Source organism: Diaphorobacter sp. J5-51, assembly GCF_001023515.1.
GTDB lineage: Bacteria > Pseudomonadota > Gammaproteobacteria > Burkholderiales > Burkholderiaceae_C > Diaphorobacter > Diaphorobacter nitroreducens.
This window is the reverse complement of the sequence record NZ_JSYI01000078.1, coordinates 19,415-45,905: the sequence shown is the minus strand read 5'-3', so window position 1 is coordinate 45,905 and position 26,491 is coordinate 19,415. Positions and strand designations below refer to the sequence as shown.

The window sequence follows — 26,491 nt, the reverse complement described above, 5'->3', positions numbered from 1 at the left end:
CGGCCAACGCGGGCGTCGGCGGGGGATTTTTCAACGGCCTGTTATAGCGAGTCAGGCAGCAGCACGTACACGCCCATCACATCCACCGGCAGGCAGGGGCTGACGCTGTACTGGCCGACGTCACGGGTGGCTTCGCGCACGCGCTGGTGGTCGGCCAGCAGGGCATCGGCCCGCTGTTGGGCTACCGCTTGCAGTTGCCGCGGGTGCGCGGCGAGGAAGTCGAGCGCGGTGCGGATTTCGCGCTGTGCCGCCTCTGGCGGCAGGTTACCGCTGGGCGTGCATTCGAGCAGGCGACTCACGCCGTCGTCAGCCAGCCATTGAGGAGCGTTGCGGCCCTGCACAGCCAGAGCAACGGTTTCCTCCGCCATCATCTGAAAGGGTTCGCGGCGGCGCACGTAGCTGAGCTGGTGGCGCAGACGCAGAAGGTAAAGGGTGGTGACAACCTCCACGTCATTGGTAAGAGTGGCAGCGCAACGGGCGGCCAGCGGACGTTCGCCACCGAGTGCGTCTTCCAGCAAATGCTGGGCCAGCAGGCCAACCAACGGATGGCTGCGATGCAGTTCGCTAAAGTCGATGAGTTGGGGTGTGTTGATACCCTCATCGGCCAAGCGCTGGCGCAGGGCTTCGGGCAGGTGCTGCGGCAGGAAGCGTGCGGTCTGCTTGCGGCCGATTTCCAGCGGTGCCCCCAGCCGCACGCAAGCGCTTTGCAGAAAGCGCTGCACGTCAGCCTGAGTGCCCAAGGCCTGTTGCTGTTTGTGCCATTCGGGCAGCACCTCGTCTGGCTTGATGCGACGCTGGGCGAACACGGTGCGATTGGCCTTGGCTTTTTCCAGCGCGTCGCGCCATTGGGCTTGCAGAGGGGCGAGCAATTGCTCCGGCTCACCGAAATCGAATGCGACTTGCGGCGATGGGCTGCGGCTATCGCTGCGTTTCATCAGTGCAGCCTTGACCAGCGCCTGATTGATGCGGGCAGTGTCCTCGGGCATGGGAACGAGCACGCCGAGCTCCTTCTGAATGGCCTCACCCTTTTTGAGAATGACGTTGAGCACGAAGCCATCCACCGGGTTGTCCTGCCCGTAGAGCATGGTGCAGCGCACCTCATCGGCCTGCTGACCGAAACGATCGACGCGGCCTTCGCGCTGTTCATGGCGGGTGGGGTTCCAGGCCAGGTCGTAGTGGACGACGGCGGTGAACAGATGTTGCAGGTTGATGCCTTCGGAGAGGCAATCGGTAGCGACCAGGATGCGTTGCTCGGTATCCTCCATGTCGTCCACGCGCTCGCGGCGTTCTTCGGGTGTGAGTTCGCCGGTGACGGCATCGACGGTGGCCTTGGGGAAAGCAGCCTTGAGGTGTTCGGCCACGTAATGGGCGGTGGCGATGTAGCGACAGAACACCACCGGGTGATAGCCCTCCTTCACCAGGAGGTCGATATGTCGGATGAGCACGGCCAGCTTAGGATCACCGGCCTTGCCGGAAAGACGTTGCGCGTCGGCGATCAGGGTTCGCAAACGCGGCGCCGCATCCTGCACTTGAGCAGGCGGTTCCAAATCGCTGCCTGAAAGGTCGTCGGCCTCGCCATCGTGCAGGCGCTCATCACTGAGGAGGGCGTCGTCTGGCAGGGTGCCTTCCAGGCGCGTGGTCAGTGCCTTGACGGCGGCAGCGGGCGACGACGCCACGCAGCGCAGCAATGCCAGGGTGGCGTACCAGATGAGGCGAGCGCCGCCTTGCTGTTCTTGCTGCTCAACGGTTTCAGCCAGTTCGCGGCAGTAATCCTGCACGGCGTCGAAGAACGCGCCCCATTCGCCGCTGAGTTGATAGGTAAGCTCGGTTTTCATGCGGCGGGGAAAACCTCGTCCGTCATGGGTCTCGGCCTGCCATTCAACGATGTCCTTGCGACGGCGCTGGACGAAGTGGCGGGCCAATTCCTGACGCAGCGGGTCGGAGGCCGTCATTCGGCCTTGCAAGGCCGCAAAGCGCGGATCGAGCAGCGACAGCAAGTTGTAGAAGGCGGTTTCGTCACCGGAGTGCGGGGTGGCGGTCAGCAGGATCAGGTGTCGCTGCGCGTCACGAGCAAGGCGTTGCAGCAGCTCGAAGCGCAATTGCTTGCCCGCGCCGCTGCTGGCGCAGGTATGGGCCTCGTCAACGATGATGCATTCAGGGGCGGTGGCGAGAAACTGTTCGCGGTGGCGTTCGCTCTTGATGTAGTCCAGGCTGACGACCACCACGGGATGATGGTCGAACAGGCGCACACCATGCGGAAGATCACGTTCGATGCGGGAGGCCGAAGACGAAGTCAACGCCACAGCGTGAAGGTTGAAGCGGGTTTCCAACTCACTTTGCCACTGCTCGACAAGGTGTGGCGGGCAGAGAATGGCCAGGCGGGCGATTTCGCCACGGTCCATGAGCTCGCGTGCGATCAAAGCGGCTTCGATGGTCTTGCCGATGCCAACGTCATCAGCGATCAGCAGGCGCACAGTGGACAGGCGCAGTGCCATCAGCAACGGCACAAGCTGGTAGCCGCGAGGCTCCACGGCGATATTGCCAAAGGAGCGGAACGGGCCGGCGCCGGCGCGCAGGGTCAGGCGCAAGGCATCGCGTAGCAACAGCGCGGCGGCGTGGTTGCCGGCGCGCGCGGGATCGGACCAGTCGAAGGTGGCAGGTTCGACGGGATGCAGTTCCAACTCGGGGATCAGGGCAATGCTTTCGTCATCGGCACCGCTCAATGGGCGCAGGCGCAGCCAGTCGCGGCGGGAGTCGCTTTGCACCACCCATTCGCGGCCTCTGGCGCGCACCAGGTTGCCGGGCAGAAAGTCGTGTTCGAGGATCGTCATACGTCCTTATTCCTTGGAACCGAACACATCGGCGTGCGCGGCGAATTGTTGTGACCAACGTGAAGCGTCCGAAAAATCGAGCACCTGCCAGCCTTTGTCCTGCAATACGCTGGTGGTCTGCTCATCCACCGCGGACAGAAACACCAGAGCACGAGATGCCTTGTACTGGGCCGCGGCGATGGCTGCGCCATTGTTGACGGACACGTTGACCGCATCAGGTTGCACGGCCCCTACTTGGCGGAGCGCGGACAGCCAAACATCAAGTGGCTCGTCAACTGAAGTCGTCGAGACAACGGTGGCCGGGCTGCTCGTTACGGGCTGCACCTGGGCATTGGCCAGAGCGACCAGCAGCTTGAGCGCATCCGCATTGCGGCGGTTGATGTGTTCGTGGTCCGGCTGGTTGAAGTAGGACAGCAGGCACTGGTAGCAGCCGGCTTCACACTGATGATTGCCAAGCACATCGGTCTGTTCCAGTGACGGCAGATCGTCCAGCGTCCAAATGCCGCTCTGCGGTAAGCGATAGTGAATAAGTTGCAGGGCATTACTAGCTACGAGTGCAAGGTCGTCGCGATTGTTTGCCAGGCGAGTGAGCACACCCGCACCGCCTTCGGCCGCTTCGTAAAACAGCAAGGCGCGGCGCTCGTCGGACTTTGGCAGTGGCTCGACCACCAGTTCGGATTCCTCGATCTGGAAGGTCATTTCGATGCCGCGCTTGAGTGCGGCCTGCAACGTCGCCATGGCCTCCAGAGACAGGGCATGTATGGGAGCGAAGATCAACAGATTGCGATGATCTTCCACAAAGGGAACGATGCGCTGGTTGGGCACCTTCTCCAGCAAAGCATCGTCGCCGCCCTTGTCCTCTTCCGCATCCGGTGCGTCCTGCTTGCTCCAGGTGCCCGTGATGGGGTTGATGTAGAAGCCCAGTTGCTCCTTGTCCTTGCGCCTGCGCCAGCCGCGGTTGATGCGCCAGATTTGCGCAGCGGGCGCGTAGGTGAGTTCGCCCAGCACGTCCTCGCCTTGTTGGATCGTGGCCTTCTGCTGCTGGATACGACCATCGGGCCCGGGCAGGAAGCGGTAGGTAGTTTGCAGTTCGAAGCCCTGACGCTGGCGCTCCTCGTCGTTGATGGAGATGCGCTCGGTGGCCACGGTCTCCACGGTTTCGATGCGGTAGAGCTCGCGCACCCAATCGTGCTCGGTGAGCAAGGCGTCGCAGTTCTCGCAGCGATTGACCAGCGGCTGTTCGCCGCCAGGCTCGCCGAGATGGCCGTAGCCGCACTGGCTGCACACCAGCGAGGCAATGGTGGCCAACTGGCTGTTGCCGGAAATGTGGTCTGTATTCCCTACGTTGAGTTTGGCACGCACCACGCGGTACATGCGGCCCTGGTGATAAATGAGGCTGCGGGGGCCGAATTCGGACAGGGCCAGGAAGCGTGGCCGGCTGACCATGCTGCCTTCGTCATCCTTGCCATTGACGGCCTGGCCGCCACGGGCGGGAATCCAGGCCATCAGCGGCAGGCGCGGGAAGTTGTAGCCGGGCAGGAAGCCTTGGCTGGCCAAGTAGCGATAGGTGTAGAAGTCGTTGTTCTGGCCGTTGCCGGACTTGAGCAACACGGCGTACTGGCGCGCGGCGTCGCCGTAACGGCGCTGGGCATTTTGGCGCTCAGTGTGCGAGGCGGTATGGCTCTTGACGATGCGATCAGCCATATCCATCTGTTGGCGGGTGGCATCGAACAGCACGCGCCAGCGCTCCAGCGCCCCAGAGAACGCTTGCGCCGCGTTGTCGATGACCTGGCGCACATAGTCAGGAGTGAACCAGGCGCTGCCTTCAAGCTCGCCCTCAAGCTGGTCGATGACCCGGTCGGCACTGGCCAAGGCCCGCTGCTGGACAGCCTGCGCCCGGAGCGCTTCGTGCAAGGGCTGCTTCAGTGGTTTGCCGGGCTGGTCAAGATCCAGCATGGGCGCAATGCTATCGTCCAGCGGCACCTGGGTGCTGGCCAGCCAGACCGCTTGCAGATGGCTGTCGATGAGATCGCGGTTGCTCAGGTCGAGGGTTGGCGCGCGTACCACGCCATGCACCATTTGCTCTGCATTGTGGAAGAACCACTGGTCATGCGGACTGAGTGCCGCGCAGTAGGTGATGACCAGCGCCTGCTGACCCGAGCGACCCGCACGGCCGCTGCGCTGGGCGTAGTTGGCGGGGGTCGGCGGCACATTGCGCAGGTACACGGTGTTGAGCGCGGAGATATCCACGCCAAGCTCCATCGTGGGGGAGCAGAACATCACCGGCAAACGTTCCAACGGCGCTTCGTGGGCCGGGTTCTGCGCCCAATCCTGCCTGTCTTTTTCGGTGTAACGAAAGCGCTGCTCCAGCAGTTGCCGGCGTGGCGCATCCACCTGGGCCGTGTGTTCCTGAGCCTCGAAGTCGAACAGCGGATGCGAGGGCCGACGCAGCAGGTCGGCAATGCCGAGATACAGGGTGCGGAAATACTGATTGATTCGATTGCTATCAGTTTGCGGCTGATCGGCAATCAGGCACCAGTCCAGAGCAGCCGCGTTCAAGCGCCAGCCTGCGAGCTGGGCGTCGATAGGTTGGCGCTGCACATAGCCATAGTCCTTGGCGGACTCCAGCAGCGCTTCGATCAGCTTAGTCCACTCGACATCTTTCCATTGCGCGACCTCGCTGGCGCAGGCGCTGTTGCGCCAGAAGGCGGCCATCTTTATTTGCCGTAGCAGACGGGAGCGTGGACCACCTGTCACCAAGTCGGTGCGCGGCTTGCCCTTGTATTCCGGGCGCTTGCCGAGGATGAGATAGCGGCCGGTATCGAGTTTCTCGTCGGGAGCGAAGGCCCAACGTTCATTCAGGTAGGTGTGGGCGCTGGTGCGTGCCTTGTCCTGCTCGACCGGGTCGAGGTAACGACTTTCCAGGCACAGATGGCGGCGCAAGGCGTCGAACAGTAGTTCGAACAAAACTGTCCGCTGCACTGCCGTCAATTTGGTCAAGGTGCTGTTTGCAGTAAAGATGCTGGCGTCAGCGCAAAAGGCATCTAGGTCTCGATACCGAATCTGCAACAGGCCGAGTTGATCCAGATTCGGATTATTGAAGCGCCAGCCACGCCGCAGATCACGCAGTAGCCGGTAGGCGATGATGAAGCGCAATGTGCGTTGCGCTTCTTGTCGGGCCAGTCCCATGAGCTTGGGGGTGCGCAGATACTCCACCAAGGTCACTTCATCGACCCCTTGAAAGCCGAGGGCTTTGAATACGCTTTCGGCCAAGTGTTCTTCATCGAGTTGGCCGCCGCTGCCCTGTAGTGCGCCGATCAAGCCGGCACGCAGCGTCAGCAGGAAAATGAAGTCGTTGAAATGCCCCGCCTGCAGAGCGGCATCCTGGCGGTTGTCGGTAAACCCAAGCAACTTGCGTGGGTCAGGCTGCCCTGGCGCAGGTTCGGAAAGTGCGAACAATTGCTGCAAGGCCGCCAGGGCAATCATGGTAGTGGCCGAAGAGCGGCCTTCGCCGGACAGACTGGAGAGGCGGTTGGCATCCTTGCCGTGGGCTTCGTGTGTCGTGCCGCAGTTCAGGCAGAAGCGGAACTTTCCTGGAATGAACCAGAACTCCGTCCCCGAGCCCGTTTGCCCTTTGGCATCGACCGTGACCATATAGGGAACGGCATTCTTGTAGGCTGGCTTGATTTTGGGTTCGCTACGGCTGAGGTCGATCCAGGTTTCCGGCAGGTCTTCGAGCAGGCCGCCGTATTGCTGCCCGGGCACCAGAGGACACAGGAAGCCATAGCTGGCGTCGTCTTCTGCCGCGATATCGTCGATTTCACGTGAGCTGAAGCCGACCGGTTGCTGTGCGTGCCAGACAGGTAGGTACTCCTGGCCGCAATCGCGGCAGAAGTGCGTCGGGTAAAGCAGCACATTCTCTTGCTGTCGCCCCGGCGCGAAACGCTGAGCATCGAGCGTGACATGGCGCTTACCTCGCGCCTCCAGCGTGGTGAGTACCTTGCCGGGACCGCTGATGAACTGGTGCAGCTTGAACGCGAAAGGCGGCCTGCCCTGGGGCGTGCGCACATCATGGGCAGCCACTAGGAAGCGCTGCAGGGCGGTGCGAGCGGCTTCAGGCTGGCAACCCGCGTCTTCGGCGAGACGGCGGCTGGCCTCTTCCAACATCATGGGTCTCGCCCGCCTAGGAGGCTCGTCGGCAGGTAGTTCGATACCCAGGTTCAACTCCACCCAGATGGATAACGGATCATTGCGAAAGGCGTCGAAGTCAGCCCAGATATCCTGCTTTCGCGTGATGGCCGCCGGTAGTTCTGTGCGGATGGCGTTGACGTCCTTGAGCGGGTTGGTGACGCGCTCCAAGGTCTCGCCGATGACGTCATGCTCGCTGATCTGGGTGCCAAAAAGTTTGCTAGCCACATCGGCCACCACGCGGTTGCAGTCGGCTTGGCTACCTGTGCTGGACATGGTGGCCGACGTGCCGATGCAGACCAGTTGCTCGGCTTTCAAGCGCTCTCGCAGGCGCCGCACTAGCAAGGCAACGTCCGCCCCTTGACGGCCACGATAGGTATGCAACTCATCCAGCACCAGGAACTCAAGTCCCTCGCAGTGTTCCACCACACGCCGATCCACTTCGTCGAAGCGCGTGAGGATGTACTCCAGCATCATGAAGTTAGTGAGCAGGATATCGGGCGGGTCATCCGCGATGGCGCTGCGTTCCGCCTTGCTTTCCTGGCCGGTGTAGCGCTTGACGGTGAAGGGACGAAGCTCTGGCGCATAGCCATGCAGAAACTTGTCGAGTTCTTCCAACTGGCTGTTGGCCAGAGCATTCATCGGATAGATGACAATGGCCCTGGTACGTGCTTTGCCATCGGATTGCTTGGCCTTGAGTATGCGGTCGATGATCGGGATGAAAAAGGACAGGGACTTCCCCGACCCCGTTCCGGTCGTGACCACATAGCTTTGGCGTTCCTGGCCTTTGGCCAAGGCTTCCATCTGGTGCTTGTAAAGATGCAGGGGTTCTGGCGAACCTTCAGACTTCCCGACCTGGAAGATCTCTGCGCAGGCAGCATGCAAGACCCCCTGTGTCGCCAGGTTCTGCACCGTGCCCTGGCGTTGGTAATTCGGGTTGATCTGCACCAGCGGCTCAGGCCAATAGCGACCTTGCGCATATTGATGTTCGACCTCGGCTTGGATATCAGGCGCAGCGATGCGAACGAAACTGCGGGAAAAGCTGCCGTATCGTTCGATGAGCTGGTCGCGGAATTGGAAAACGTTATCCATGGAGAGTCCTCACTGATCCATCTTGTGGCCAATCGCCAGAACCGCTGTACTACCGGATGTGCCTGCTGTGATGCGCTTCCATTTCGCACCTCGCCCCTTGCCAGTCGATTCGATCAACCCCTCTGATTTCATCGCTCGCAGCACTAGTCGAACCATGTCCCGGCTCACGCCCGGGCAGGCTTCTTCAATCTCGGAAATCGAGAACGGCAGGGTGCGCCCCAGAACTTCCGTCCGCACTCGGTCGCCTTTGCTGCCACGTCCCCGTTCGATGGTGCCGACACGCTCCTCGAACTCACGGTAGGCCCGTAGTAAGGCACCCCAGAAGTAGTCGAGCCAGGGCTTTACGTCGTGCTGCCCCTGGTGCCAGCCCTGCGAACTGGCTTCCAGCGTCTCGTAATAACCTTCCTTGGTTTCCTCGAAGATGCGTTCCAAACTGATGTAGCGACCCACGGCATAGTCGAAGTGGTAGAGCAGCAGCAGGGTCAGCAAACGGGACATGCGACCGTTGCCGTACGGGAAGGGGTGGATGCACAGGAAGTCGAGCATCGCCAGCGGCACCAGTACGAGGGGGTCGGCCAGGTGCTGATCCAGCGCGGTGGCGTAGCGCCCAGCCAGATCGGTCATAGCCATGGGTGTGAGGTGCGCAGCGACCGGCTGGAAGCGTAGACGTGACGTGCCGTCCGGGTGACGTTCGATGATGTCGTTATTGGTAGCCTTCCAGCGCCCGCCCGCCTGCGGCATATAGCGGTACAGCAGGGTGTGGAGTTGCAGCACTACGCCCTCGCTGAAGGGCATGTGCGCGGACGATTCGTGGATCAGCGCCAGGGCGTCACGGTAGCCGGCGATCTCCTGTTCGGAGCGGCTCTTTGGTGTTGCGTTGCGGATGACCAGAGACTTCAGCCGCGAAGGCGCTACGACAACACCTTCCAGCCGGTTGGACGACTCGGTGGACTCCACCACCGCGATCTGGCGTAGCCCCTTAAGGGCTTCGGGCGACTGCGCAGCGTAGAGTTGCTGCTTACCCTGGTACTCGCCCAGTGTGCGCAACGTGGCGGCCTGAGTGCCATCGAAGCGAAGCGCGGCAAGGTACTCGGGTGTGAGCGAGTGCATGGAAATGTAAGCCCAGACTGTGTAAATGGGGTAATCATAGCTCTTAAATGGGGTATTGTCTCTAAAAATGCCTCTTTTCTGGTGTTTGACTACCCCATTTCCTGAACATTGGATCTATCGTGGGAGGCTGGTATGGCCGACCAAAAGGAAATGAACGACATGAATCTAAAAAGGGTAATCAATAAATAATTACCTCATTTAATCCATTGTTTACCCCATTTCCCAGCGACCATCCTTGGGCAAAGGCAAATGGCAAGGGAACGGCACCCAAGGGGCAACGGCCCTACCCAGAAAAGGAAAAGGCCGCACCTGTCCATTCGTTCTGCAACACCCGGCGAAATTGCCCCTATACCGTGCCACTGCCCTCCGCCGCACTCAGATAGTCCGCCCAGTCCTGCAACAGCGTCCTTCTCTGATCCAGCAGCAGCGCCTTGTTGTACGTCGCCCGCACCTTGTTGCTTTCCACGTGGGCAAGCTGCCGCTCAATCGCATCAGGCCGGTATCCGTTCTCATTGGCCCAGGTTGAAAAGGTCGTCCGCCAGCAATGCGGCGTCGTGCCCCGGCCCAGGTTCATGTCGCGCATCGCGTAGGTGAGCCGGTTGGGCGTAGTGAAGCCCTTTCCGCTTCGGTGCGGAAACAGATAGCGCCCGCCACCCGTGATGTGCTGCAAGTCTTTCAGCACCGCTATGGTCTGCGTGGACAACGGACTGACATGGTCACGCCGCGCCTTCATCTTCGCCGCTGGCCGACGCCACAACGCATCCTCAAAGTCGAACTCCTCCCACTCGGCATCCGCCGCTTCCCCTGGACGGCAGGCGGTCAGCGCGATCAGCCGCAGGCACAAAGAGGTTTCCGGATAGCCCCGGTAGCCGCGCAACTCTTGATAGAACCTCTGGATTTGCTCTCGCGTCATCGCCGCCTTGCTCTCGCTGAACGGCACGCGCAGCAGCCCGCGAAGGCTGGGAATTGGATTTGCCTCGACCAGCCCCCGCACCACCGCGAACTCGAAGATGGCCGAAAGATCGCCTTTGACATGGATGGCTGCCCACGCGCCGTGGGCCTTGCATTCCTCCAGCAACGGGCGAATCTGCTTCACGCCAATGTCGCTCATCGGCATCCCATCGAACTTGGGTGACAGGTACTTCCTGATGCGGGACTCTTTGGTGCGGTAGGAACTGAGCGCAAAGACAGGCTTGATCTCCGCCAGGTAAGCCTGCGCCACCTTGGCAAACGTGCTTTCACGAGCACGCTTGCGTTCCTCCAAGACTTCCAGGTTACGCTGCTTGACCTGCTGCCGCTCATGCGCAGGGTGGATGCCTTGCTTGACCAAGGCACGCGCCTTCTCGCGAGCCGCACGCGCCTCTGCAAGACTTACTTGAGGAAAACCGCCAATGGCAAAGAGGTTCTCCTTGCCTTGCAGACGGTACTTCCACCGCCAGAGCTTGCCGCCGGTGGGCTTGACCAGCAGGAACAGGCCCCCGCCGTCTGAAAGTTTCCAGTCTCGATCAGTCGATTTGGCCGACCTGACCTTGGCGTCAGTGAGTAGATTCTCGGGCATCGTTGGACTCCACTGCGGGGAAAAGTACCCCCACGGTTGAACACGAGTACCCCCAACGCTACCCCCGAACTTTTCAGACCTCGATGAACAATAGGAACGCTCAGCAGACCGTATTGTTTACGCAACCCATTGATTTAAAATGGGCCAACCTGTCCACCAAGCGCTACTGAGCGCCACCGAGATCCAGCAAAAATCGTCAGACGTTGAAGAGGAAGTTCATCACGTCGCCGTCCTTGACGACGTATTCCTTGCCTTCGGCGCGCATCTTGCCCGCGTCCTTGGCGCCCTGCTCGCCCTTGTACTGGATGAAATCCTCGAACGCGATGGTCTGCGCGCGGATGAAGCCGCGCTCGAAGTCGCCGTGGATCACGCCGGCCGCCTGCGGCGCGGTATCGCCCACGTGGATGGTCCAGGCGCGCACTTCCTTCACGCCGGCGGTGAAGTAGGTTTGCAGGCCCAGCAGCTTGAAGCCCGCGCGGATCAGGCGGTTCAGGCCCGGCTCCTCCAGCCCCATTTCCTGCAGGAACATGTCGCGGTCCTCGTCGCCCATCTCGGCCATCTCGGCTTCGATCTTGGCGCAGATGGCGACCACGGGCGCGCCCTGGGCCTCGGCATAGGCCTTGAGCTTGTCCAGCAGGGGGTTGTTCTCGAAGCCGTCCTCGGCCACGTTGCCCACGAACATCGCCGGCTTGGCGGTGATCAGGCAGAACTGCTTGAGCAGCGGCGCGTCTTCCTTGGACACGGGCACGGTGCGCGCCGGCTTGCCCTCATCCAGCGCAGCCTGGATGGGCGTGAGCAGTTGCACCAGCTTGGCGGCTTCCTTGTCGTTGCCGCTCTTGGCCGCCTTGCTGTAGCGCTGCAGGGCCTTCTCGACGGTGGCCAGGTCGGCCAGGCACAGCTCGGTCTGGATGACCTCGATGTCGGCGATGGGGTCCACGCGGCCGGCCACGTGGATCACGTTCGGGTCCTCGAAGCAACGCACCACGTTGACGATGGCATCGGTCTCGCGGATGTGCGCCAGGAACTGGTTACCCAGGCCTTCGCCCTTGGAGGCACCAGCCACCAGGCCCGCGATGTCCACGAACTCGACGATGGCGGGCACGATGCGCTCGGGATTGATGATCTCTGCCAGCTGCTGCAGGCGCGGATCGGGCACCTCCACCACGCCGGTGTTGGGCTCGATGGTGCAAAAAGGGTAGTTCTCGGCGGCAATGCCGGCCTTGGTGAGGGCGTTGAAGAGGGTGGACTTGCCGACGTTGGGCAGGCCCACGATGCCGCATTTCAGGCTCATGGCAGGGCTTTCGTAGGTTCGGGAGACAAACCCGCCATTTTACGGGAGGGGTATGAAGCGAGGCGCGCGCGCCAATGCCCCGCAGGCGCTCCCCTCGCCAGGCGCCCCCGCAGGGCCCCCCTCAGTCGAACCGCAGGTTGGCCGCCACGGGCTGGCCCACGCGTAGCACCGTGCCCGTGCCCTCGCGCACGATGGCATTCATGGCGAAGGTGATCGCGCCGTCCATGCGCGGGTCCTGGCGGTAACGGCGCAGGGCCGTGCTGACGGCCGGGGTGCTCTCGGCCGTGGCGGGGTCGATGTTGGGGATGGGGCAGCGCGTGCACGGCTTGACGAGCTGCAGCCGCACCTCGCCTTCGCCCGTGCCGATGAACAGCTCGTCGATGCGGTCTTCGTCGTGCGCCTCGACCCCGGCAATCACCAGGTTGGGCCGAAAGCGCTCCATGCCCACCGCCCCCTCGCCCGCGGCCAGCAGCCGCTCGTTGAGGCCGTCCAGCGACCCCTGGCTCGCCACCAGCAGCGGAAAGCCGTCCGCGAACTGGGTGGGCGCCTCGATGCCGCCGGTCCACCGCAGGCTGGACAGCCGGCGGTGCTCCGGGTCAAACCGCACCAGCCGGCAGCGCAGCCCCAAAAAGTCCGAAAACCACTGCGCGGCCAGGTCGCCCATGTCCCAGGCGGGCACGGTGTCGTCCCACACCTGCACGGTGGCCGGCTGCTCGACCCGGTCCAGCGCCACATGCAGCGCCAGCATGCCGGGCGCGCGCAGCACCAGGTCGTCGCTGCGCAACTGCGGGCGAATCAGCGCCATGCGCGGCAGTGTGCGCTGCGACAGAAACACGCCCTGCGCGTCGACCACCATCCAGGCGCGGTCCAGGTCCAGCCCGGTATCGGTCAGCAGAGCCTGCTGCACCTCGATGCCCGCGCAGGACTTCACGGGATGGATGAACAGCCGGGCCACGGTACCGGTCAAGTCATGGTCTGCACGAAAGCTCACGCTGCTGCTCCTGTCGCTGGCGATGGATGAGGGGATTGGCCCGCGATTGTGCCGCCGCCCCACCCGGCGCAGGGGCGTAGCGCGGCTCCTACAATCCCGGGATGGCGCAGACATTTGACGTATGTATCCGCGGCGCGGGCGTGGTGGGCCGCACCTTGGCACTCTTGCTGGCGCGCGACCGCCTGCGCGTGGCGCTGGTGGGCCCGCCGGAGGGCTCCCCCTCCGACGGCGACGTGCGCGCCTACGCGCTCAATGCCGCCTCGCGCGCGCTGCTGGAATCCGTGCGCGGCTGGCCCGACGCGCAGCATGCGACGGCCGTGCTGCAGATGCAGGTGCACGCCGACCAGGACGGCCAGGTGCGCTTTGATGCGGCCCAGCAGGGCCACGACGCGCTGGCCTGGATCGTGGACGTGCCCGCGCTGGAGGCGCGCCTGGCAGATGCCGTGCGCTTTCAGCCGCTGGTGGAGCCGGTCGCCGCGCCCGTGGACGCCGCGCTCACCGTGGTGTGCGAAGGCCGCGCCAGCCGCACGCGCGCCGAGTTCGGTGCCGAATTCGACATCACCCCCTACGCCCAGCACGCGATCGCCACGCGGCTGGTGTGCGAGCGGCCCCACGGCCAGGTGGCGCGCCAGTGGTTCCTGCCCGACGGCGGCATCCTCGCCTTCCTGCCGCTGGACGGCGCCCAGGGGCGCACCGTGGCCGTGGTGTGGTCGGTGCCGCAGGAGCAGGCTCCGCACTGGCTGCAGGCCGACGAAGGCAGCTTCACACAGCGCCTGCGCGAAGCCAGCCGCGATGCGCTGGGCGCTTTGCAGCTCGCGGGCCCGCGCGCCAGCTGGCCGCTGCAGCAGGCCCTGGCGCGCCACTGGTGCGGCGCCCCGCCCGGCCAGTCCGCCCTGGGTGCGCGCCGCAGCTGGGCACTGGCCGGCGACGCCGCACACAACGTGCACCCCCTGGCCGGCCAGGGCCTGAACCTGGGCCTGGGCGACGCGCGCACGCTGGCGCGTGTGCTGCACGAGCGCGCGGCCTGGCGCAGCGTGGGCGATCTGCGCCTGCTGCGCAGCTACGAGCGCGAACGCAAGGCCGCGCTGCTGCCGATGGGCATGGCCATGGACGGCCTGCAGCAACTCTTCACCCGGCGCGAGGGCGCGCTGGCCGCGCTGCGCAACTGGGGCATGAAGGGCTTCGAGCGCAGCGGCCCGCTCAAGGCCTGGGTGGCGCGCCAGGCCATGGGCGCTGACTGATACGACGAGCCCCTTTTTCTGAGTAGAACGGAAACCAACGTAATGAAACTCCTCCCCACCTTGCTGGCCGCCACTGCCCTGTTCCTGGGCCTGAACGCATCGGCACAGGACGCAGCGATCCGCAAGGCGCTGGCCGAGCGCATCCCGCAGCTGCAGCAGATCGACGAAGTGCGCTCCACGCCCATGAAGGGGCTGTACGAGGTGCGCATCGGCACCGACCTGTTCTACACCGACGCCCAGGGCAACTACCTGATCCAGGGCGAGCTGATCGACACCAAGGCGCGGCGCAACCTGACAGAGGACCGCATTAACAAGCTGACGGCGGTGGACTTCAAGGCCCTGCCGCTGCAGGACGCCTTCACCCTGGTGCGTGGCAACGGCGAGCGCAAGCTGGCGGTGTTCGAGGACCCGAACTGCGGCTACTGCAAGCGCTTCGAGAAGGACATGCAGAACGTGGACAACGTGACGGTGTACCTGTTCCTCTACCCCATCCTCAGCCCCGACTCGGCCGAGAAGTCGCGCAACATCTGGTGCGCCAAGGACCGCGCGGCCGCGTGGGACGACCACATGCTGCGCGACAAGACGCCCGCAGCGGCCAGCTGCGACACGGCAGCGCTGCAGCGCAACCTGGCGTTCGGACGCAAGCACAAGATCACGGGCACGCCCACGCTGATCTTTGCCGACGGCTCGCGCGTGCCCGGCGCCATCGGCGCGCAGGACGTGGAAAAGCGCCTGGCCGCTGCCGGGAAGTAAGGCGCCACTGCCGCCCACCGCGCATCCTTCATCGGCATGCGCTGCAAATATGAGAGCTGCTAGCGCTTGCTCACTGAGGACTTTCAATACATTTCATATTGAAACCCTTGTCTAGTAAGCGCAAGCAGCTATTTTTTTTGACGTCACCCCTCTCGCTGCATTCCGCCATGTCTCTTGCCGCCAGCACCGCCGCCGTCCACTACCGCATCGACCCCACGCAGACCCACGCCCACCTGTACCGCGTCACGCTCACCGTGGCGGTGCCGGCGGCGCAGCAGGAGCTGTCGCTGCCGGTGTGGATTCCGGGCAGCTACCTGGTGCGCGAGTTCTCCAAGAACCTGCAGTCGCTGCAGGCGCAGCAGGGCGGCGCCCCCGTGCCCCTGCAGCAGCTGGACAAGCACCGCTGGCGCGCGCAGTGCACGGCGGGCACGCCGCTGGTGCTGAATTACGAGGTGGCCGCCTACGACACCTCGGTGCGCACCGCCTGGCTGGACGCCACGCGGGGCTTCTTCAACGGCACCAGCCTGTGCCTGCGCGTGCACGGGCAAGAGGACGCGCCGCACACGCTGGAGGTCGCGTGCCCGCCCGCGCTGGCCGGCTGGTCGCTGGCCACGGGGCTGGAGCCGGTGGAGGTCGCCCCGTCCGGCTTCGGGCTGTACCGCGCACGCAACTATGACGAACTGGTCGACTGCCCCGTGGAGATGGGCCCGTTCTGGAGCGCCCAGTTCACCGCCTGCGGCGTGACGCACCAATTGGTGGTGGCGGGCGCCGCGCCGTCGTTGGATGGCGAACGCCTGCTGCGCGACGTGCAGCGCATCTGCGAGGAGGCCATCCGCTTTTGGCATGGCGCGCAGCAGCCGCCATTCACGCGCTACGTGTTCCTGCTCAACGCGGTGCACGACGGCTACGGCGGGCTGGAACACGGCAACTCCACCGCCCTCATCTGCGGCCGGCGCGACCTGCCGCGCGTGGGGGACGCCGCCACGCCCGAGGGCTACACCACCCTGCTCGGCCTCATCAGCCACGAATACTTCCACACCTGGAACGTCAAGCGCCTGCGCCCCGCCGAGTTCGCGCGCTACGACTACGCGTGCGAGAACTACACCGAGCTGCTGTGGTTTTTCGAAGGCTTCACCAGCTATTACGACGACCTGCTGCTGCGCCGCGCGGGCCTGGTGGACCACGCCACCTACCTGCGTCTGTTGACCAAGAACATCAACCAGATGCTGCAGACGCCGGGCCGCCAGGTGCAGTCGGTGGCGCAGGCCAGCTTCGACGCCTGGGTCAAGTACTACCGCCAGGATGAGAACACGCCCAACAGCACCGTGAGCTACTACACCAAGGGCGCGCTGGTGGGCCTGTGCCTGGACCTCGCGCTGCGCCGCGAAGGCCGCACCACGCTGGACGACGTGATGCGCGCGTTGTGGCAGCGCACCGGCGGCGGCCCCATGGCCGAGGCCGACCTGCTGGCCGTTTTGCAGGAGTTGTCGGGGCGCGACTGGTCCGGCGAGATCGGGCAGTGGGCGCACGGCACGGCGGAGCTGCCGCTGGCCGAGCTGCTGGCTGCCCATGGCATCCGGCTGCAGGCGGAGCCCGCGCAGATCGCCCAGCGCCTGGGCCTGCGCGTGAACGAGAACCACGGCGTGCACATCAAGACGGTGCTGCGCGGCGGTGCGGCAGAGGCGGCCGGCTTCATGGCCGGCGACGAATGGCTGGCGCTGGAAACGCCGGGCCAGGCCTGGCGCCTGCACAAGTTGGACGATGTGCCGCTGTACGCCGCCAGCGCCACCCAGATCACGGCCCTGGTGGCGCGCGACCAGCGTCTGATGCGCCTGGCGCTCACGCTGCCAGGCGCCGGCGCGGCCTCTGACACGGTGCGCCTGGACGTGCAGGACGCCGCCGCGGCCCAGCGCTGGCTGGGGCCGGCCCAGCCGGGTCCTCAGGCATGAAGGCTTGGGTATATTCCCGGCATCCCACCCACTACAAACAGGAGATCACCTTGGCCTACGAATGCATCGAAGTCCGCACCGAAGCGGACAAGGTCGGCATCATCACGCTCGCCCGTCCCAAGCAGCTCAACGCGCTCAACGACCAGCTCATGACCGAGCTGGGCGAGGCCCTCAAGGCGTTCGACGCCGACGAGAAGATCGGCTGCATCATCCTGACGGGCAGCGAGAAGGCCTTCGCCGCGGGCGCCGACATCGGCGCCATGGCCAAGTACAGCTTTGCCGATGCGTACAAGGGCGACTACATCACGCGCAACTGGGAGCAGATCCGCAGCATCCGCAAGCCCGTCATCGCGGCCGTGAGCGGCTACGCGCTGGGCGGCGGCTGCGAGCTGGCGATGATGTGCGACTTCATCATCGCGGCGGACAATGCCAAGTTCGGACAGCCCGAAATCAAGCTGGGCGTGATCCCCGGCGCGGGCGGCACGCAGCGCCTGCCGCGCGCCGTGGGCAAGGCCAAGGCCATGGACATGGCCCTCACCGGCCGCATGATGGACGCCACGGAAGCCGAGCGCTCCGGCCTCGTCAGCCGCGTGGTGCCGCTGGACAAGCTGATGGAAGAAGCCCTGGGCGCGGCCCTCGTCATCAGCGGTTTCTCGCAGATCGCCGTGATGGCCGCCAAGGAATCGGTGAACCGCGCGTTCGAAGGGACTTTGAGCGATGGCGTGATGTTCGAGCGCCGCCTGTTCCATGCACTGTTCGCCACCCAGGACCAGAAGGAAGGCATGGACGCCTTCGTGAACAAGCGCGCCGCAGTCTTCACGCACCAATAAATTTTTGTTCTATAATTCGCGGCTTCGGTGGTATAGCTCAGTTGGTTAGAGCGCAGCATTCATAATGCTGATGTCCCAGGTTCAAGTCCCGGTACCACCACCAGATACAACCCGCAGCGCCCCAGNTAGCCGCGTGGCGGGCCGGCGCCTGCCACTAGAATTTTCGTTTCAGCCCCTGGATGTACACCATGAATCGCTGCAACACCCGCACCTTCGCGTCCACCCGCACCCGCGGCGCCTGGCTGGCGACCCTCGCATGCCTGGCACTGCTGGGCGGCGCCGCGTCCACGGCCGCCACGGCCCAGACGGTGGCGGCCACCGGCCTTGCGCGCACCTTCCCCGCCAATGCGCTGCGCGGCACGCTGAACTTCCAAGACCGCACGACGGCCCTGCTCAACGGCAATGCCATCCAGGTGGCGCCGGGCATGCGCCTGTTCAGCCCGCAGAACGCGCTGGTCATGACCCACACCGTGCAGGGCAAGCCCCTGAAGGTGAACTACGTGACCGAGGCCAGCACGGGCATGCTGCTCACCGCCTGGATCCTCACGCCCGCCGAGGCCGCCTTGCCCCGCAAGGGCAGCGATACCGAAACCAACGTGCGTTTCGAGTGGGACACCAAGCCCGCCGCTCTGCGCTGACACGCCCGCGCTGACACGCCCGCGCTGATCCACCGCGCTGAAGCCCGGCGCGCGTTCGCGTTTCGCCGGCCCCGCTGGCCAGCCCGCAACCGCCCCGCTGCCGCCTGCGCCGCGGCGGCTGGTCTTTCGCGAGATTGAAGAGACACAAGCCATGTCCAAGAAAGTTTTCATCAAGACCTTCGGCTGCCAAATGAACGAGTACGACTCGGACAAGATGGCCGATGTGCTGGGCGCCGCCCAGGGCTATGAGCCCACCGACGACCCGGAGCAAGCCGACCTGATCCTGTTCAACACCTGCTCGGTGCGCGAGAAAGCGCAGGAGAAGGTGTTCAGCGACCTCGGCCGCGTCAAGCACCTCAAGGACAAGGGCGTGCTCATCGGCGTGGGCGGCTGCGTGGCCAGCCAGGAGGGCGAGGAGATCATCAAGCGCGCCCCGTTCGTGGATGTGGTCTTCGGCCCGCAGACGCTGCACCGCCTGCCCGAGCTGCTCAACGCCCGCGCCGCCAAGGCCAGGCCGCAGGTGGATATTTCCTTCCCTGAGATCGAGAAGTTCGACCACCTGCCGCCCGCGCGCGTGGAGGGCGCCAGCGCGTTCGTGTCGATCATGGAAGGCTGCTCCAAGTACTGCAGCTACTGCGTGGTGCCCTACACGCGCGGCGAAGAGGTCAGCCGCCCGTTCGAGGACGTGTTGGTGGAGGTCGCCGGCCTGGCCGACCAGGGCGTGCGCGAAGTCACGCTGCTGGGCCAGAACGTGAACGCCTATCTGGGCGCCATGGGCGACACGGCGGAGAAAGCCGACTTTGCGCTGCTGCTGGAGTACGTGGCCGAGATCCCCGGTATCGAGCGCATCCGCTTCACCACCAGCCATCCCAACGAGTTCACGCCGCGCCTGATCGAGGCCTACGCCAAGATCCCGAAGCTGGTGAGCCACCTGCACCTGCCCGTGCAGCACGGCAGCGACCGCATTCTGATGGCCATGAAGCGTGGCTACACGGCCATGGAATACAAGAGCACCATACGCAAGCTGCGCGCCATCCGCCCCGACATGGCGATGAGCAGCGACTTCATCGTGGGCTTCCCGGGAGAGACCGAGGAAGACTTCCAGAAGATGATGAAGCTGATCGACGATGTGCGCTTCGACAACTCCTTCAGCTTCATCTTCAGCCCGCGCCCCGGCACGCCCGCCGCCAACCTGCACGACGACACGCCGCATGAGGTGAAACTGCGCCGCCTGCAGGAGCTGCAGGCCGTGATCAACCGCAACATCCTGGAGATCAGCCAGGAGCGCGTGGGCACGGTGCAGCGTCTGCTGGTGGAGGGCGTATCCAAGCGCGACGGCAGCGAGCTGATGGGCCGCACCGAATGCAACCGCGTGGTCAACTTCCCCGGCCACGAGCGGCTGATCGGCCAGATGATCGACGTGAAGATCACCGAGGCGCGTACCTACACGCTGCGCGGCGAGGTGGTGATGGGCGAGGTCACGACCGCGGTCGGATGACCCTCAAAAACCATAGCTACCAGCGCTTGCTACCTCTGGATTTCCAATGTTTTTCCGCCTGAAACCCTTGAAATACCAGCGCGAGCAGCTCTATTTATAGGAGCGGTCACCGCTCCCCTGTTCAGAACCGCGGCATGCCTCCCATGCCCGGCAGGCCGCCCTTCATGCCGCCCATCTTCTTCATGAGCTTCATGAGGCCGCCGCCCTTCATCTTCTTCATCATGCCCTGCATCTGCTCGAACTCGTTGAGCAGGCGGTTGACCTCCTGCACCTGCACGCCGGCGCCCTGGGCGATGCGCTTCTTGCGTGTGGCCTTGATGAGCTCGGGCTTGCGGCGCTCCAGCGCCGTCATGCTGCAGATGATGCCCTCCTTGCGGCGGATGTCGCGCTCGGCCTTGTCCATGTCCACCTGACCGGCCTTGGCCGTGAGCTGCGCGGGCAGCTTGTCCATGAGGCTGGACAGGCCGCCCATCTGCTTCATCTGCTGCAACTGGGCCAGGAAGTCGTTCAGATCGAACCCGTCGCCGCTCTTGACCTTGGCGGCGAGCTTTTGCGCCGCCTCCATGTCCACGCCGGCCGTGACCTGCTCGACCAGCGCGACGATGTCGCCCATGCCCAGGATGCGGCCCGCGTGGCGCTCGGCGTCGAACACCTCCAGGCCGTCGATTTTTTCGGACACCCCGGCGAACTTGATCGGCGCGCCCGTCACCTGGCGCACCGACAGCGCCGCGCCGCCGCGCGAATCGCCGTCCAGCTTGGTCAGCACGATGCCGGTGAGCGGCAGCGCCTCCTTGAAGGCCTTGGCCGTGTTCACCGCGTCCTGGCCTTGCATGGCGTCCACAACGAACAGCGTCTCGACCGGATTCAGCGTTGCGTGCAGGTCCTTGATTTCCTGCATCAGCACCTCGTCGATGGCCAGGCGACCGGCCGTGTCCACCAGCAGCACGTCGAAGAAGTGCTTCTTGGCGTAGTCCAGCGCTCCAAGGGCGATGTCGCGCGGCTTCTGGTCGGGCGTGCTGGGGAACCACTCGGCGCCGGCCTGCTTGGTCACGGTCTTGAGCTGCTCGATGGCGGCGGGGCGGTACACGTCGCCCGAGACGGTCAGCACCTTCTTCTTGCGCTTTTCGATCAGGTGCTTGGCCAGCTTGGCCGTGGTGGTGGTCTTGCCCGCGCCCTGCAGGCCGGCCATCAGGATCACCGCCGGCGGCTGCGCGTTGAGGTTGATGTCCGCCACGCCCTCGCCCATGGTCGCGGCCAGCTCCTTGTTCACGATGCCCACCAGCGCCTGGCCGGGCTTCAGGCTACCCAGCACCTCCTGGCCCAGGGCTTTTTCCTTCACGCGGGCGATGAAGTCGCGCACCACGGGCAGCGCCACGTCGGCCTCCAGCAGGGCCATGCGCACCTCGCGCAGCATGTCCTGCACGTTGGCTTCGGTGATGCGGGCCTGGCCGCGCATCTCCTTGACGAGACGGGTGAGTTTTTCGGTGAGTGCGGAGGCCATGGCCAAATGCTCCAGATGCACCGGCCCGGGCGTAATGCCGGCCGATGGCACAGCCCCGACGACCAGGGGCGAAAGGCTAAACTGCGAACCCATGATTTTACCCAGTGCTTCCCCGCTCGGCTGGCTGCTCGCCCTGGCCACCGCCGCCGCCTACGCGCTGGCGGCGGCCCTGGCGCCGCGCACCTCCACAGGCCGCGGCCAACTGGCCATCATGGCCCCTGCCTGGATGCTGCATGGCGCTGCGCTGGTCTGGGGCCTGCTGGGCAGCACGCCGCATTTCGGCTTTGCCGCTGCCTTGTCGATGACGGCCTGGCTGGTACTGACCACCTACGCCGTTGAGCGGCAGCTGTTTCCGCAGATGCGCGCGCGCTGGGTGCTGTGCGCACTGGGCGGCGCGGCCGTGTTGGTGGCGGCGCTGTTTCCGGGCCGGCCACTGCACGTATCCGCCTCGCCCTGGCTGCCGCTGCACCTCACGCTGGGCATTGCCTGCTATGGCCTGTTTGCCGCAGCGGTGGTGCACGCCTGGCTCATGAGCCGTGCCGAGCGCCAGATGCGCCTGGCAGCCGATTCGCACAGCGGCATGCCGCTGCTGACGCTGGAGCGGCTCACGTTCCGCTTCGTGACGGCGGGCTTTGTGCTGCTCTCGGCCACGCTGGTGGCGGGCTGGCTGTTCAGCGAGCAGCTCTACGGCCGCGCCTGGCTGTGGGACCACAAGGCCGTGTTCTCGCTGCTGGCCTGGATCACCTTCGCAGTGCTGCTGCTGGGCCGCTCGCGCTTTGGCTGGCGCGGCCGCAGCGCCGTGCGCGTGCTGTATGCAGGCACGGCACTGCTGCTGCTGGCCTACGTGGGCTCGCGCTTCGTGATGGAAGTGGTGCTGGGGCGGGCGGCATGAAATACCTGGTCCTGTTCGCTGTGCTGGCCGTGGTCTACGCGGTGTGGCGCGCGCAGCGCCGTGCGTCTGCGCCGCGGCAAGGCAACACCCAGCGCCCGTCCATCGCACCGCCACAGGACATGGTGCGCTGCGCCCACTGCAGCGTGCACCTGCCACGTGGCGATGCCGTGCCCGAGGGGGCGCATATGTACTGCAGCACCGCCCACCGGGACCGTGGGCCCGCCTGAGCCGATGCCCTCCAAGCTGGCAGCCGCCGCCTCTCCCCTGCCCTTTCATCGCCTGTGGAATGCCTTCCTCACAGCGCGCGTGATGGTGGCGCTGGCGCTGCTGCTGCTGCAGTTGCTGGGCATTGCACTCAACCAGGCCGGCGAACCGCTGCTGTTCAGCATCTGCCTGGGCTACCTGGTGGCCACGGTGGCGCTGCGGGTGTGGGGGCACGGCGCCGTCCCTGATCCGCGGCCCGGCATCCAGTGGTTGCCGTCCATCGGGCTGGATCTGTTGCTGGTCAGCGTGCTGCAGGCGCTGCAGCAGTCGGGCGGCTTGAATTTCACGCCGTTGTTCGGACTTCCGGTCCTGATGGCAGGCGTGCTGGGATCCTTGACACTGGCTCTGGCAACCACGGCCGGCGCCACGCTGCTGCTGCTGGCCTGGGCCTGGTGGCTGGGCACATACGGCGGCGCCGGAGACGGCACGCAGCGCTACCTGCAGGCGGCGTTGACAGGCACCGGCTACTTCATCGTCGCCTATCTGGTGCACCTGCTGGCCGCCAAGCTCACCAGCGAGCAGCAGATGGCCCGGCGCAGCCAGATGGATGCGCGCACCCACCGCGCGGTCAGTGCCCTGGTGATGCAGCACGTGGCCGATGGCGTGCTGGTGCTGGACCTGCATGGCCAGGTCCGCCTGGCCAACCCCGCGGCATTGCTGATGCTCGGCCACAAGATCTCCGGAGATTCCTCCCTGACGCTCACGCACACGGCGGCCTTCAAACCCCTCATGGATCTGGCGTGCGCCACTTTCCAGATGGAGCGTCCCCAGCATGCCGATGTCAACGTCCTGCACGATGGTCAGATCCCCATGGCCCTGCGCGTGCGCGCATGGCTCACCCACACGCAGGACGCCCCGGACGACTCTCCGGGGGAGCCGCTGTGCGTGATGTTCCTGCACGACCTGCGCGAAATGGAAGCGCGCCTGCGCACCGAGAAGCTGGCCGCCATGGGGCGCATGTCGGCCGCCGTGGCACATGAGATCCGCAACCCGCTGGCAGCGATCGTGCAGGCCAACGAACTGCTGGAAGAAGACCTGGACGACCCCACACAGAAGCGCCTGACACACATGGTGCGTCAAAACGCCGACCGGCTGGTGCGCATCACGGAGGACGTACTGGACATTGCGCGCGTGCAGCACCAGATCCACCAGGCCAGCTCCTCCACCGTGGCACTGGATGCCACGGTGCAGCAGGTGTGGAACGACTGGACGGCGCAGGACCCCGCACGCCGCCAGGGGCAACTGGTACTGGACGCGGGCTCGGCGCAGGTGGAGTTCGACGCCGAGCACCTGCGGCGTGTGCTAGTGAACCTGCTGGACAACGCATTGCGCTACAAGGGACCCGAACCCGATTCGCTGTGCCTCGCGACGCGCGCCACCCCCGGCGGGAAGGCCGGCGTGCAGGTGTGGAGCGATGGCGCACCGCTGGACAAATCGGTGGAGCGGCATCTGTTCGAGCCTTTCTTCTCATCCGAAAGCCGCTCCAGCGGGCTGGGCTTGTACATCTGCCGCGAGCTGTGCCAGCGCCACGGGGCGGACATCGGTCACCAGCGCACCACACGCAGCCTGGCGCGCGGCGAGGTGGCGGGAAACGCCTTCACTGTGACCTTCCGCAGCCTTTCGCGCCCTACGGACAGCGCATCACTGTTTGACACAATCGTGGTCTGACACGGCCCACAGACCATGAATGCATCCACCGCCTCCATTCTTGTCGTCGATGACGAACCCGATCTGCGCACCCTCTATGAGCTGACCCTGCTGCGCGAAGGCTACCGCGTGGAGACCGCCGCCAGCGTGGACGACGCGCGCCAACAGCTGCAGACGCAGAAGTTCGACGTCGTGATCACCGACATGCGGCTGCCCGACGGCTTCGGCATGGACTTGCTGCACGACCTGCGCAGCCAGCAGCGGCGTGAACGCTGCGTGGTCATGACGGCCTATGGATCGGCCGAGAACGCGGTGGAGGCGCTGCGCGCGGGCGCGTTCGACTACCTGACCAAGCCCGTGGACCTGAAGCAATTCCGTGCCGTGGTGGCCTCGGCGGTGCAGGGTATTGGCGCCGTACTGGCGGCGCCCAAAGCCACCCGCCCCGGCGCACGCAATGTCACGCAGTGGCCGGACATGCAAGATCCTGTGCTGGATCGCCTGATCGGCGACTCCGAAGCCATGCGCAATGTGAAGCAGCGCATCGCCAAGGTGGCGCGCAGCATGGCCCCCGTGCTGGTGCGTGGCGAGTCAGGCACGGGCAAGGAACTGGTGGCCCGCGCGCTGCATGCCAGCAGCCAGCGCTCCGAAGGCCCACTGATCGCCGTCAACTGCGGCGCAATTCCCGAGAACCTGCTGGAGGCAGAGTTCTTTGGCGCGCGCAAGGGTTCCTACACCGGCTCTACGCACGACCGGGAGGGCTACTTCCAGGCCGCCCGTGGAGGCACGCTGTTCCTTGACGAAATTGGCGACCTGCCGCTGCCCATGCAATCCAAACTGCTGCGTGCGATCCAGGAGCGCACGGTACGGCCCCTGGGCTCCACGCAGGAAGAAGCCGTGGACGTGCGCATCGTCAGCGCCACGCACCGAGACCTGGCCGCTGACGTGCAGGCGGGGCGCTTCCGCCAGGATCTGTATTACCGGCTGAATGTCATCGAACTGCTGATCCCACCGTTGCGCGAGCGGCGAGAGGACCTGCCCGCGCTGTGCGAGGCCTTGCTGGCCCGTATCGAGCAAGAATCGGGGGTGGCCGTTCCCCACCTGACAGAGGAAGCGCTGCAGTGCATCGCACAGCACCCGCTCACCGGCAATGTGCGCGAGCTGGAAAACCTGCTGCATCGCGCGGTAGCCCTCAGCGATGGCCATGAGCTGCACGTTGAAGGCGCGCCAGCCTCCACCGTGGAGGCACCGCCGCCCCTACCGCAGCCCGTACCGTCCGCACCAGCCATCGCGCAGCCCGCTGAGCCGCACGCGCCCCCTCGTTGGTCCGGCATCAGCGAAGGCATGCCCCTGCCCAACGATCTGCAAGCCTGGCTCGACCAGCAGGAACGGGAAATACTCGTGCGCGCCCTGCGCGAGGCGAGTTTCAACCGCACGGCCACCGCAGCCCGCCTGGGCATCAGCCTGCGCCAGATCCGTTACCGGATTGCCCGGCTGCACATCGAGGTACCGCAAGACGGCGACAGCCATGGCGACGCGCAGCCCTGAGCCTGCGGCCCGGCGGCCCGCCTGGCACGGCGGCTGGTACGCGAATGCGAGACGCATGGACTCGCCCAACCACGGGCCACGCCCCCCGCAGGCCAGCGTGGACCTCATCGTGGTGCATTCCATCAGCCTTCCCCCCGGAGAGTTTGGCGGGGGTCATGTGCACCGGCTTTTCATGAACCGGCTGGACTGGGACGCCCATCCCTATTTCCAGCAGATTCGCGGCCTGGAAGTGTCGACGCATTTCTTCATCACGCGCGCAGGTGTGCTGTGGCAGTTCGTGGACGTGGGCCGACGCGCCTGGCACGCGGGCCGTTCCCACTACCGGGGGCGCGATGCCTGCAACGACGACTCGATCGGCGTTGAGCTGGAGGGGCTGGAAGGTGGGAGCTTCGAGCAGGCGCAATACGCCACCCTTGTGACCCTTTGCAAGGCGCTGCGGCAGCGCTACCCCGTGCGCTACATCGCAGGGCATGAGCACATCGCGCCTGAACGCAAACACGACCCAGGCCCTGGGTTTGACTGGCGTGTACTTCGTGGAGCCTTCGCCGGCACGGGTGTTCTTTTTCCGCCAGGGTGCTGATCCCTCCAGCCACCCGGACGCATTGCCGCACTTTGCGCCTTCGCCTCGCCTTCACTGCTCAGGATGAAGTTGCACGCGCGTTTGCGCGCAAG

18 protein-coding genes and 1 tRNA gene are annotated in these 26,491 nt (G+C 65.1%); 12 read left to right on the top strand and 7 right to left on the bottom strand.

The genetic code is table 11. The features are described from left to right. Positions 1–41: 41 nt before the first annotated feature. The 6 genes from OX89_RS11285 to OX89_RS11260 form a co-directional block, all read right to left on the bottom strand. Positions 42–2,831: a helicase-related protein gene (locus OX89_RS11285; RefSeq protein WP_047350679.1), complete on the bottom strand. Its 2,790-nt coding sequence runs from the start codon at positions 2,829–2,831 to the stop codon at positions 42–44. Between the two features lie 6 nt (positions 2,832–2,837). Next, positions 2,838–8,111, bottom strand: coding sequence for a DEAD/DEAH box helicase (locus OX89_RS11280; protein WP_047350678.1), 5,274 nt, complete (start codon positions 8,109–8,111; stop codon positions 2,838–2,840). Positions 8,112–8,120: 9 nt separating this feature from the next. Next, positions 8,121–9,221 carry a Fic family protein gene (locus tag OX89_RS11275; protein ID WP_047350677.1) on the bottom strand — a complete coding sequence of 367 codons (1,101 nt, stop codon included), beginning with the start codon at positions 9,219–9,221 and terminating at the stop codon, positions 8,121–8,123. Positions 9,222–9,567: 346 nt separating this feature from the next. Then, a complete protein-coding gene (locus tag OX89_RS11270; RefSeq protein ID WP_047350676.1) occupies positions 9,568–10,779 on the bottom strand; it encodes an integrase arm-type DNA-binding domain-containing protein in 1,212 nt (403 codons plus the stop codon). 196 nt (positions 10,780–10,975) lie between these two features. Next, positions 10,976–12,070, bottom strand: coding sequence for a redox-regulated ATPase YchF (ychF, locus tag OX89_RS11265; protein ID WP_011806713.1), 1,095 nt, complete (start codon positions 12,068–12,070; stop codon positions 10,976–10,978). Between the two features lie 121 nt (positions 12,071–12,191). Beyond that, positions 12,192–13,061, bottom strand: a complete 870-nt coding sequence (locus OX89_RS11260; RefSeq protein WP_011806714.1) for an MOSC domain-containing protein — start codon at positions 13,059–13,061, stop codon at positions 12,192–12,194. Between the two features lie 101 nt (positions 13,062–13,162). Here OX89_RS11260 and OX89_RS11255 point away from each other — a divergent pair, with 101 nt between their 5' ends. The 7 genes from OX89_RS11255 (at position 13,163) to miaB (ending at position 19,970) form a co-directional block, all read left to right on the top strand. Continuing rightward, on the top strand, positions 13,163–14,302 hold the full coding sequence (locus OX89_RS11255; RefSeq protein ID WP_047350675.1) for an FAD-dependent monooxygenase: 1,140 nt from the start codon (positions 13,163–13,165) through the stop codon (positions 14,300–14,302). Positions 14,303–14,344: 42 nt separating this feature from the next. Beyond that, positions 14,345–15,055, top strand: a complete 711-nt coding sequence (locus OX89_RS11250) for a DsbC family protein (protein ID WP_015914222.1) — start codon at positions 14,345–14,347, stop codon at positions 15,053–15,055. 167 nt (positions 15,056–15,222) lie between these two features. Then, the gene (locus OX89_RS11245) at positions 15,223–17,004 is read left to right on the top strand and encodes a M61 family metallopeptidase (protein WP_047350674.1); all 1,782 of its coding nucleotides are present in this window, start codon (positions 15,223–15,225) and stop codon (positions 17,002–17,004) included. Positions 17,005–17,054: 50 nt separating this feature from the next. Continuing rightward, positions 17,055–17,834 carry an enoyl-CoA hydratase gene (locus OX89_RS11240; protein ID WP_015914224.1) on the top strand — a complete coding sequence of 260 codons (780 nt, stop codon included), beginning with the start codon at positions 17,055–17,057 and terminating at the stop codon, positions 17,832–17,834. Between the two features lie 26 nt (positions 17,835–17,860). Further along, positions 17,861–17,937: transfer RNA gene (locus OX89_RS11235), tRNA-Met, on the top strand. Positions 17,938–18,022: 85 nt separating this feature from the next. Further along, positions 18,023–18,472, top strand: coding sequence for a hypothetical protein (locus tag OX89_RS11230; RefSeq protein WP_015914225.1), 450 nt, complete (start codon positions 18,023–18,025; stop codon positions 18,470–18,472). Between the two features lie 151 nt (positions 18,473–18,623). Continuing rightward, the gene (gene miaB / locus OX89_RS11225) at positions 18,624–19,970 is read left to right on the top strand and encodes a tRNA (N6-isopentenyl adenosine(37)-C2)-methylthiotransferase MiaB (protein WP_047350673.1); all 1,347 of its coding nucleotides are present in this window, start codon (positions 18,624–18,626) and stop codon (positions 19,968–19,970) included. A gap of 121 nt (positions 19,971–20,091) precedes the next feature. Here the strand turns inward: miaB and ffh are convergent, their stop codons facing one another. Next, the gene (ffh, locus tag OX89_RS11220; RefSeq protein ID WP_047350682.1) at positions 20,092–21,471 is read right to left on the bottom strand and encodes a signal recognition particle protein; all 1,380 of its coding nucleotides are present in this window, start codon (positions 21,469–21,471) and stop codon (positions 20,092–20,094) included. A 91-nt stretch (positions 21,472–21,562) separates the two neighbouring features. Between ffh and OX89_RS11215 the strand changes: the two genes are divergently transcribed. The 5 genes from OX89_RS11215 to ampD are packed head-to-tail and all read left to right on the top strand — an operon-like array spanning position 21,563 to position 26,399. After that, the gene (locus tag OX89_RS11215) at positions 21,563–22,363 is read left to right on the top strand and encodes an inner membrane protein YpjD (RefSeq protein WP_011806722.1); all 801 of its coding nucleotides are present in this window, start codon (positions 21,563–21,565) and stop codon (positions 22,361–22,363) included. Beyond that, entirely contained in the window at positions 22,360–22,590 is a 231-nt protein-coding gene (locus tag OX89_RS11210) for a PP0621 family protein (RefSeq protein WP_047350672.1), read from the top strand. Before OX89_RS11215 ends, OX89_RS11210 begins: the two co-directional genes overlap by 4 nt. 4 nt (positions 22,591–22,594) lie before the next feature. After that, positions 22,595–24,295: a PAS domain-containing sensor histidine kinase gene (locus OX89_RS11205; protein WP_047350681.1), complete on the top strand. Its 1,701-nt coding sequence runs from the start codon at positions 22,595–22,597 to the stop codon at positions 24,293–24,295. Between the two features lie 15 nt (positions 24,296–24,310). Continuing rightward, positions 24,311–25,819, top strand: a complete 1,509-nt coding sequence (locus OX89_RS11200) for a sigma-54 dependent transcriptional regulator (RefSeq protein ID WP_047350671.1) — start codon at positions 24,311–24,313, stop codon at positions 25,817–25,819. After that, entirely contained in the window at positions 25,800–26,399 is a 600-nt protein-coding gene (gene ampD, locus OX89_RS11195) for a 1,6-anhydro-N-acetylmuramyl-L-alanine amidase AmpD (RefSeq protein WP_015914232.1), read from the top strand. Before OX89_RS11200 ends, ampD begins: the two co-directional genes overlap by 20 nt. Positions 26,400–26,491: the final 92 nt, after the last annotated feature.

Bases quoted from the DNA above. Each gene is read 5' to 3' on its own strand.
- OX89_RS11285 (WP_047350679.1), bottom strand. From the start codon at position 2,831: ATGACGATCCTCGAACACGACTTTCTGCCCGGCAACCTGGTGCGCGCC.
- OX89_RS11280 (WP_047350678.1), bottom strand. From the start codon at position 8,111: ATGGATAACGTTTTCCAATTCCGCGACCAGCTCATCGAACGATACGGC.
- OX89_RS11275 (WP_047350677.1), bottom strand. From the start codon at position 9,221: ATGCACTCGCTCACACCCGAGTACCTTGCCGCGCTTCGCTTCGATGGC.
- OX89_RS11270 (WP_047350676.1), bottom strand. From the start codon at position 10,779: ATGCCCGAGAATCTACTCACTGACGCCAAGGTCAGGTCGGCCAAATCG.
- ychF (WP_011806713.1), bottom strand. From the start codon at position 12,070: ATGAGCCTGAAATGCGGCATCGTGGGCCTGCCCAACGTCGGCAAGTCC.
- OX89_RS11255 (WP_047350675.1), top strand. From the start codon at position 13,163: ATGGCGCAGACATTTGACGTATGTATCCGCGGCGCGGGCGTGGTGGGC.
- OX89_RS11250 (WP_015914222.1), top strand. From the start codon at position 14,345: ATGAAACTCCTCCCCACCTTGCTGGCCGCCACTGCCCTGTTCCTGGGC.
- OX89_RS11245 (WP_047350674.1), top strand. From the start codon at position 15,223: ATGTCTCTTGCCGCCAGCACCGCCGCCGTCCACTACCGCATCGACCCC.
- OX89_RS11230 (WP_015914225.1), top strand. From the start codon at position 18,023: ATGAATCGCTGCAACACCCGCACCTTCGCGTCCACCCGCACCCGCGGC.
- miaB (WP_047350673.1), top strand. From the start codon at position 18,624: ATGTCCAAGAAAGTTTTCATCAAGACCTTCGGCTGCCAAATGAACGAG.
- ffh (WP_047350682.1), bottom strand. From the start codon at position 21,471: ATGGCCTCCGCACTCACCGAAAAACTCACCCGTCTCGTCAAGGAGATG.
- OX89_RS11215 (WP_011806722.1), top strand. From the start codon at position 21,563: ATGATTTTACCCAGTGCTTCCCCGCTCGGCTGGCTGCTCGCCCTGGCC.
- OX89_RS11210 (WP_047350672.1), top strand. From the start codon at position 22,360: ATGAAATACCTGGTCCTGTTCGCTGTGCTGGCCGTGGTCTACGCGGTG.
- OX89_RS11205 (WP_047350681.1), top strand. From the start codon at position 22,595: ATGCCCTCCAAGCTGGCAGCCGCCGCCTCTCCCCTGCCCTTTCATCGC.
- OX89_RS11200 (WP_047350671.1), top strand. From the start codon at position 24,311: ATGAATGCATCCACCGCCTCCATTCTTGTCGTCGATGACGAACCCGAT.
- ampD (WP_015914232.1), top strand. From the start codon at position 25,800: ATGGCGACGCGCAGCCCTGAGCCTGCGGCCCGGCGGCCCGCCTGGCAC.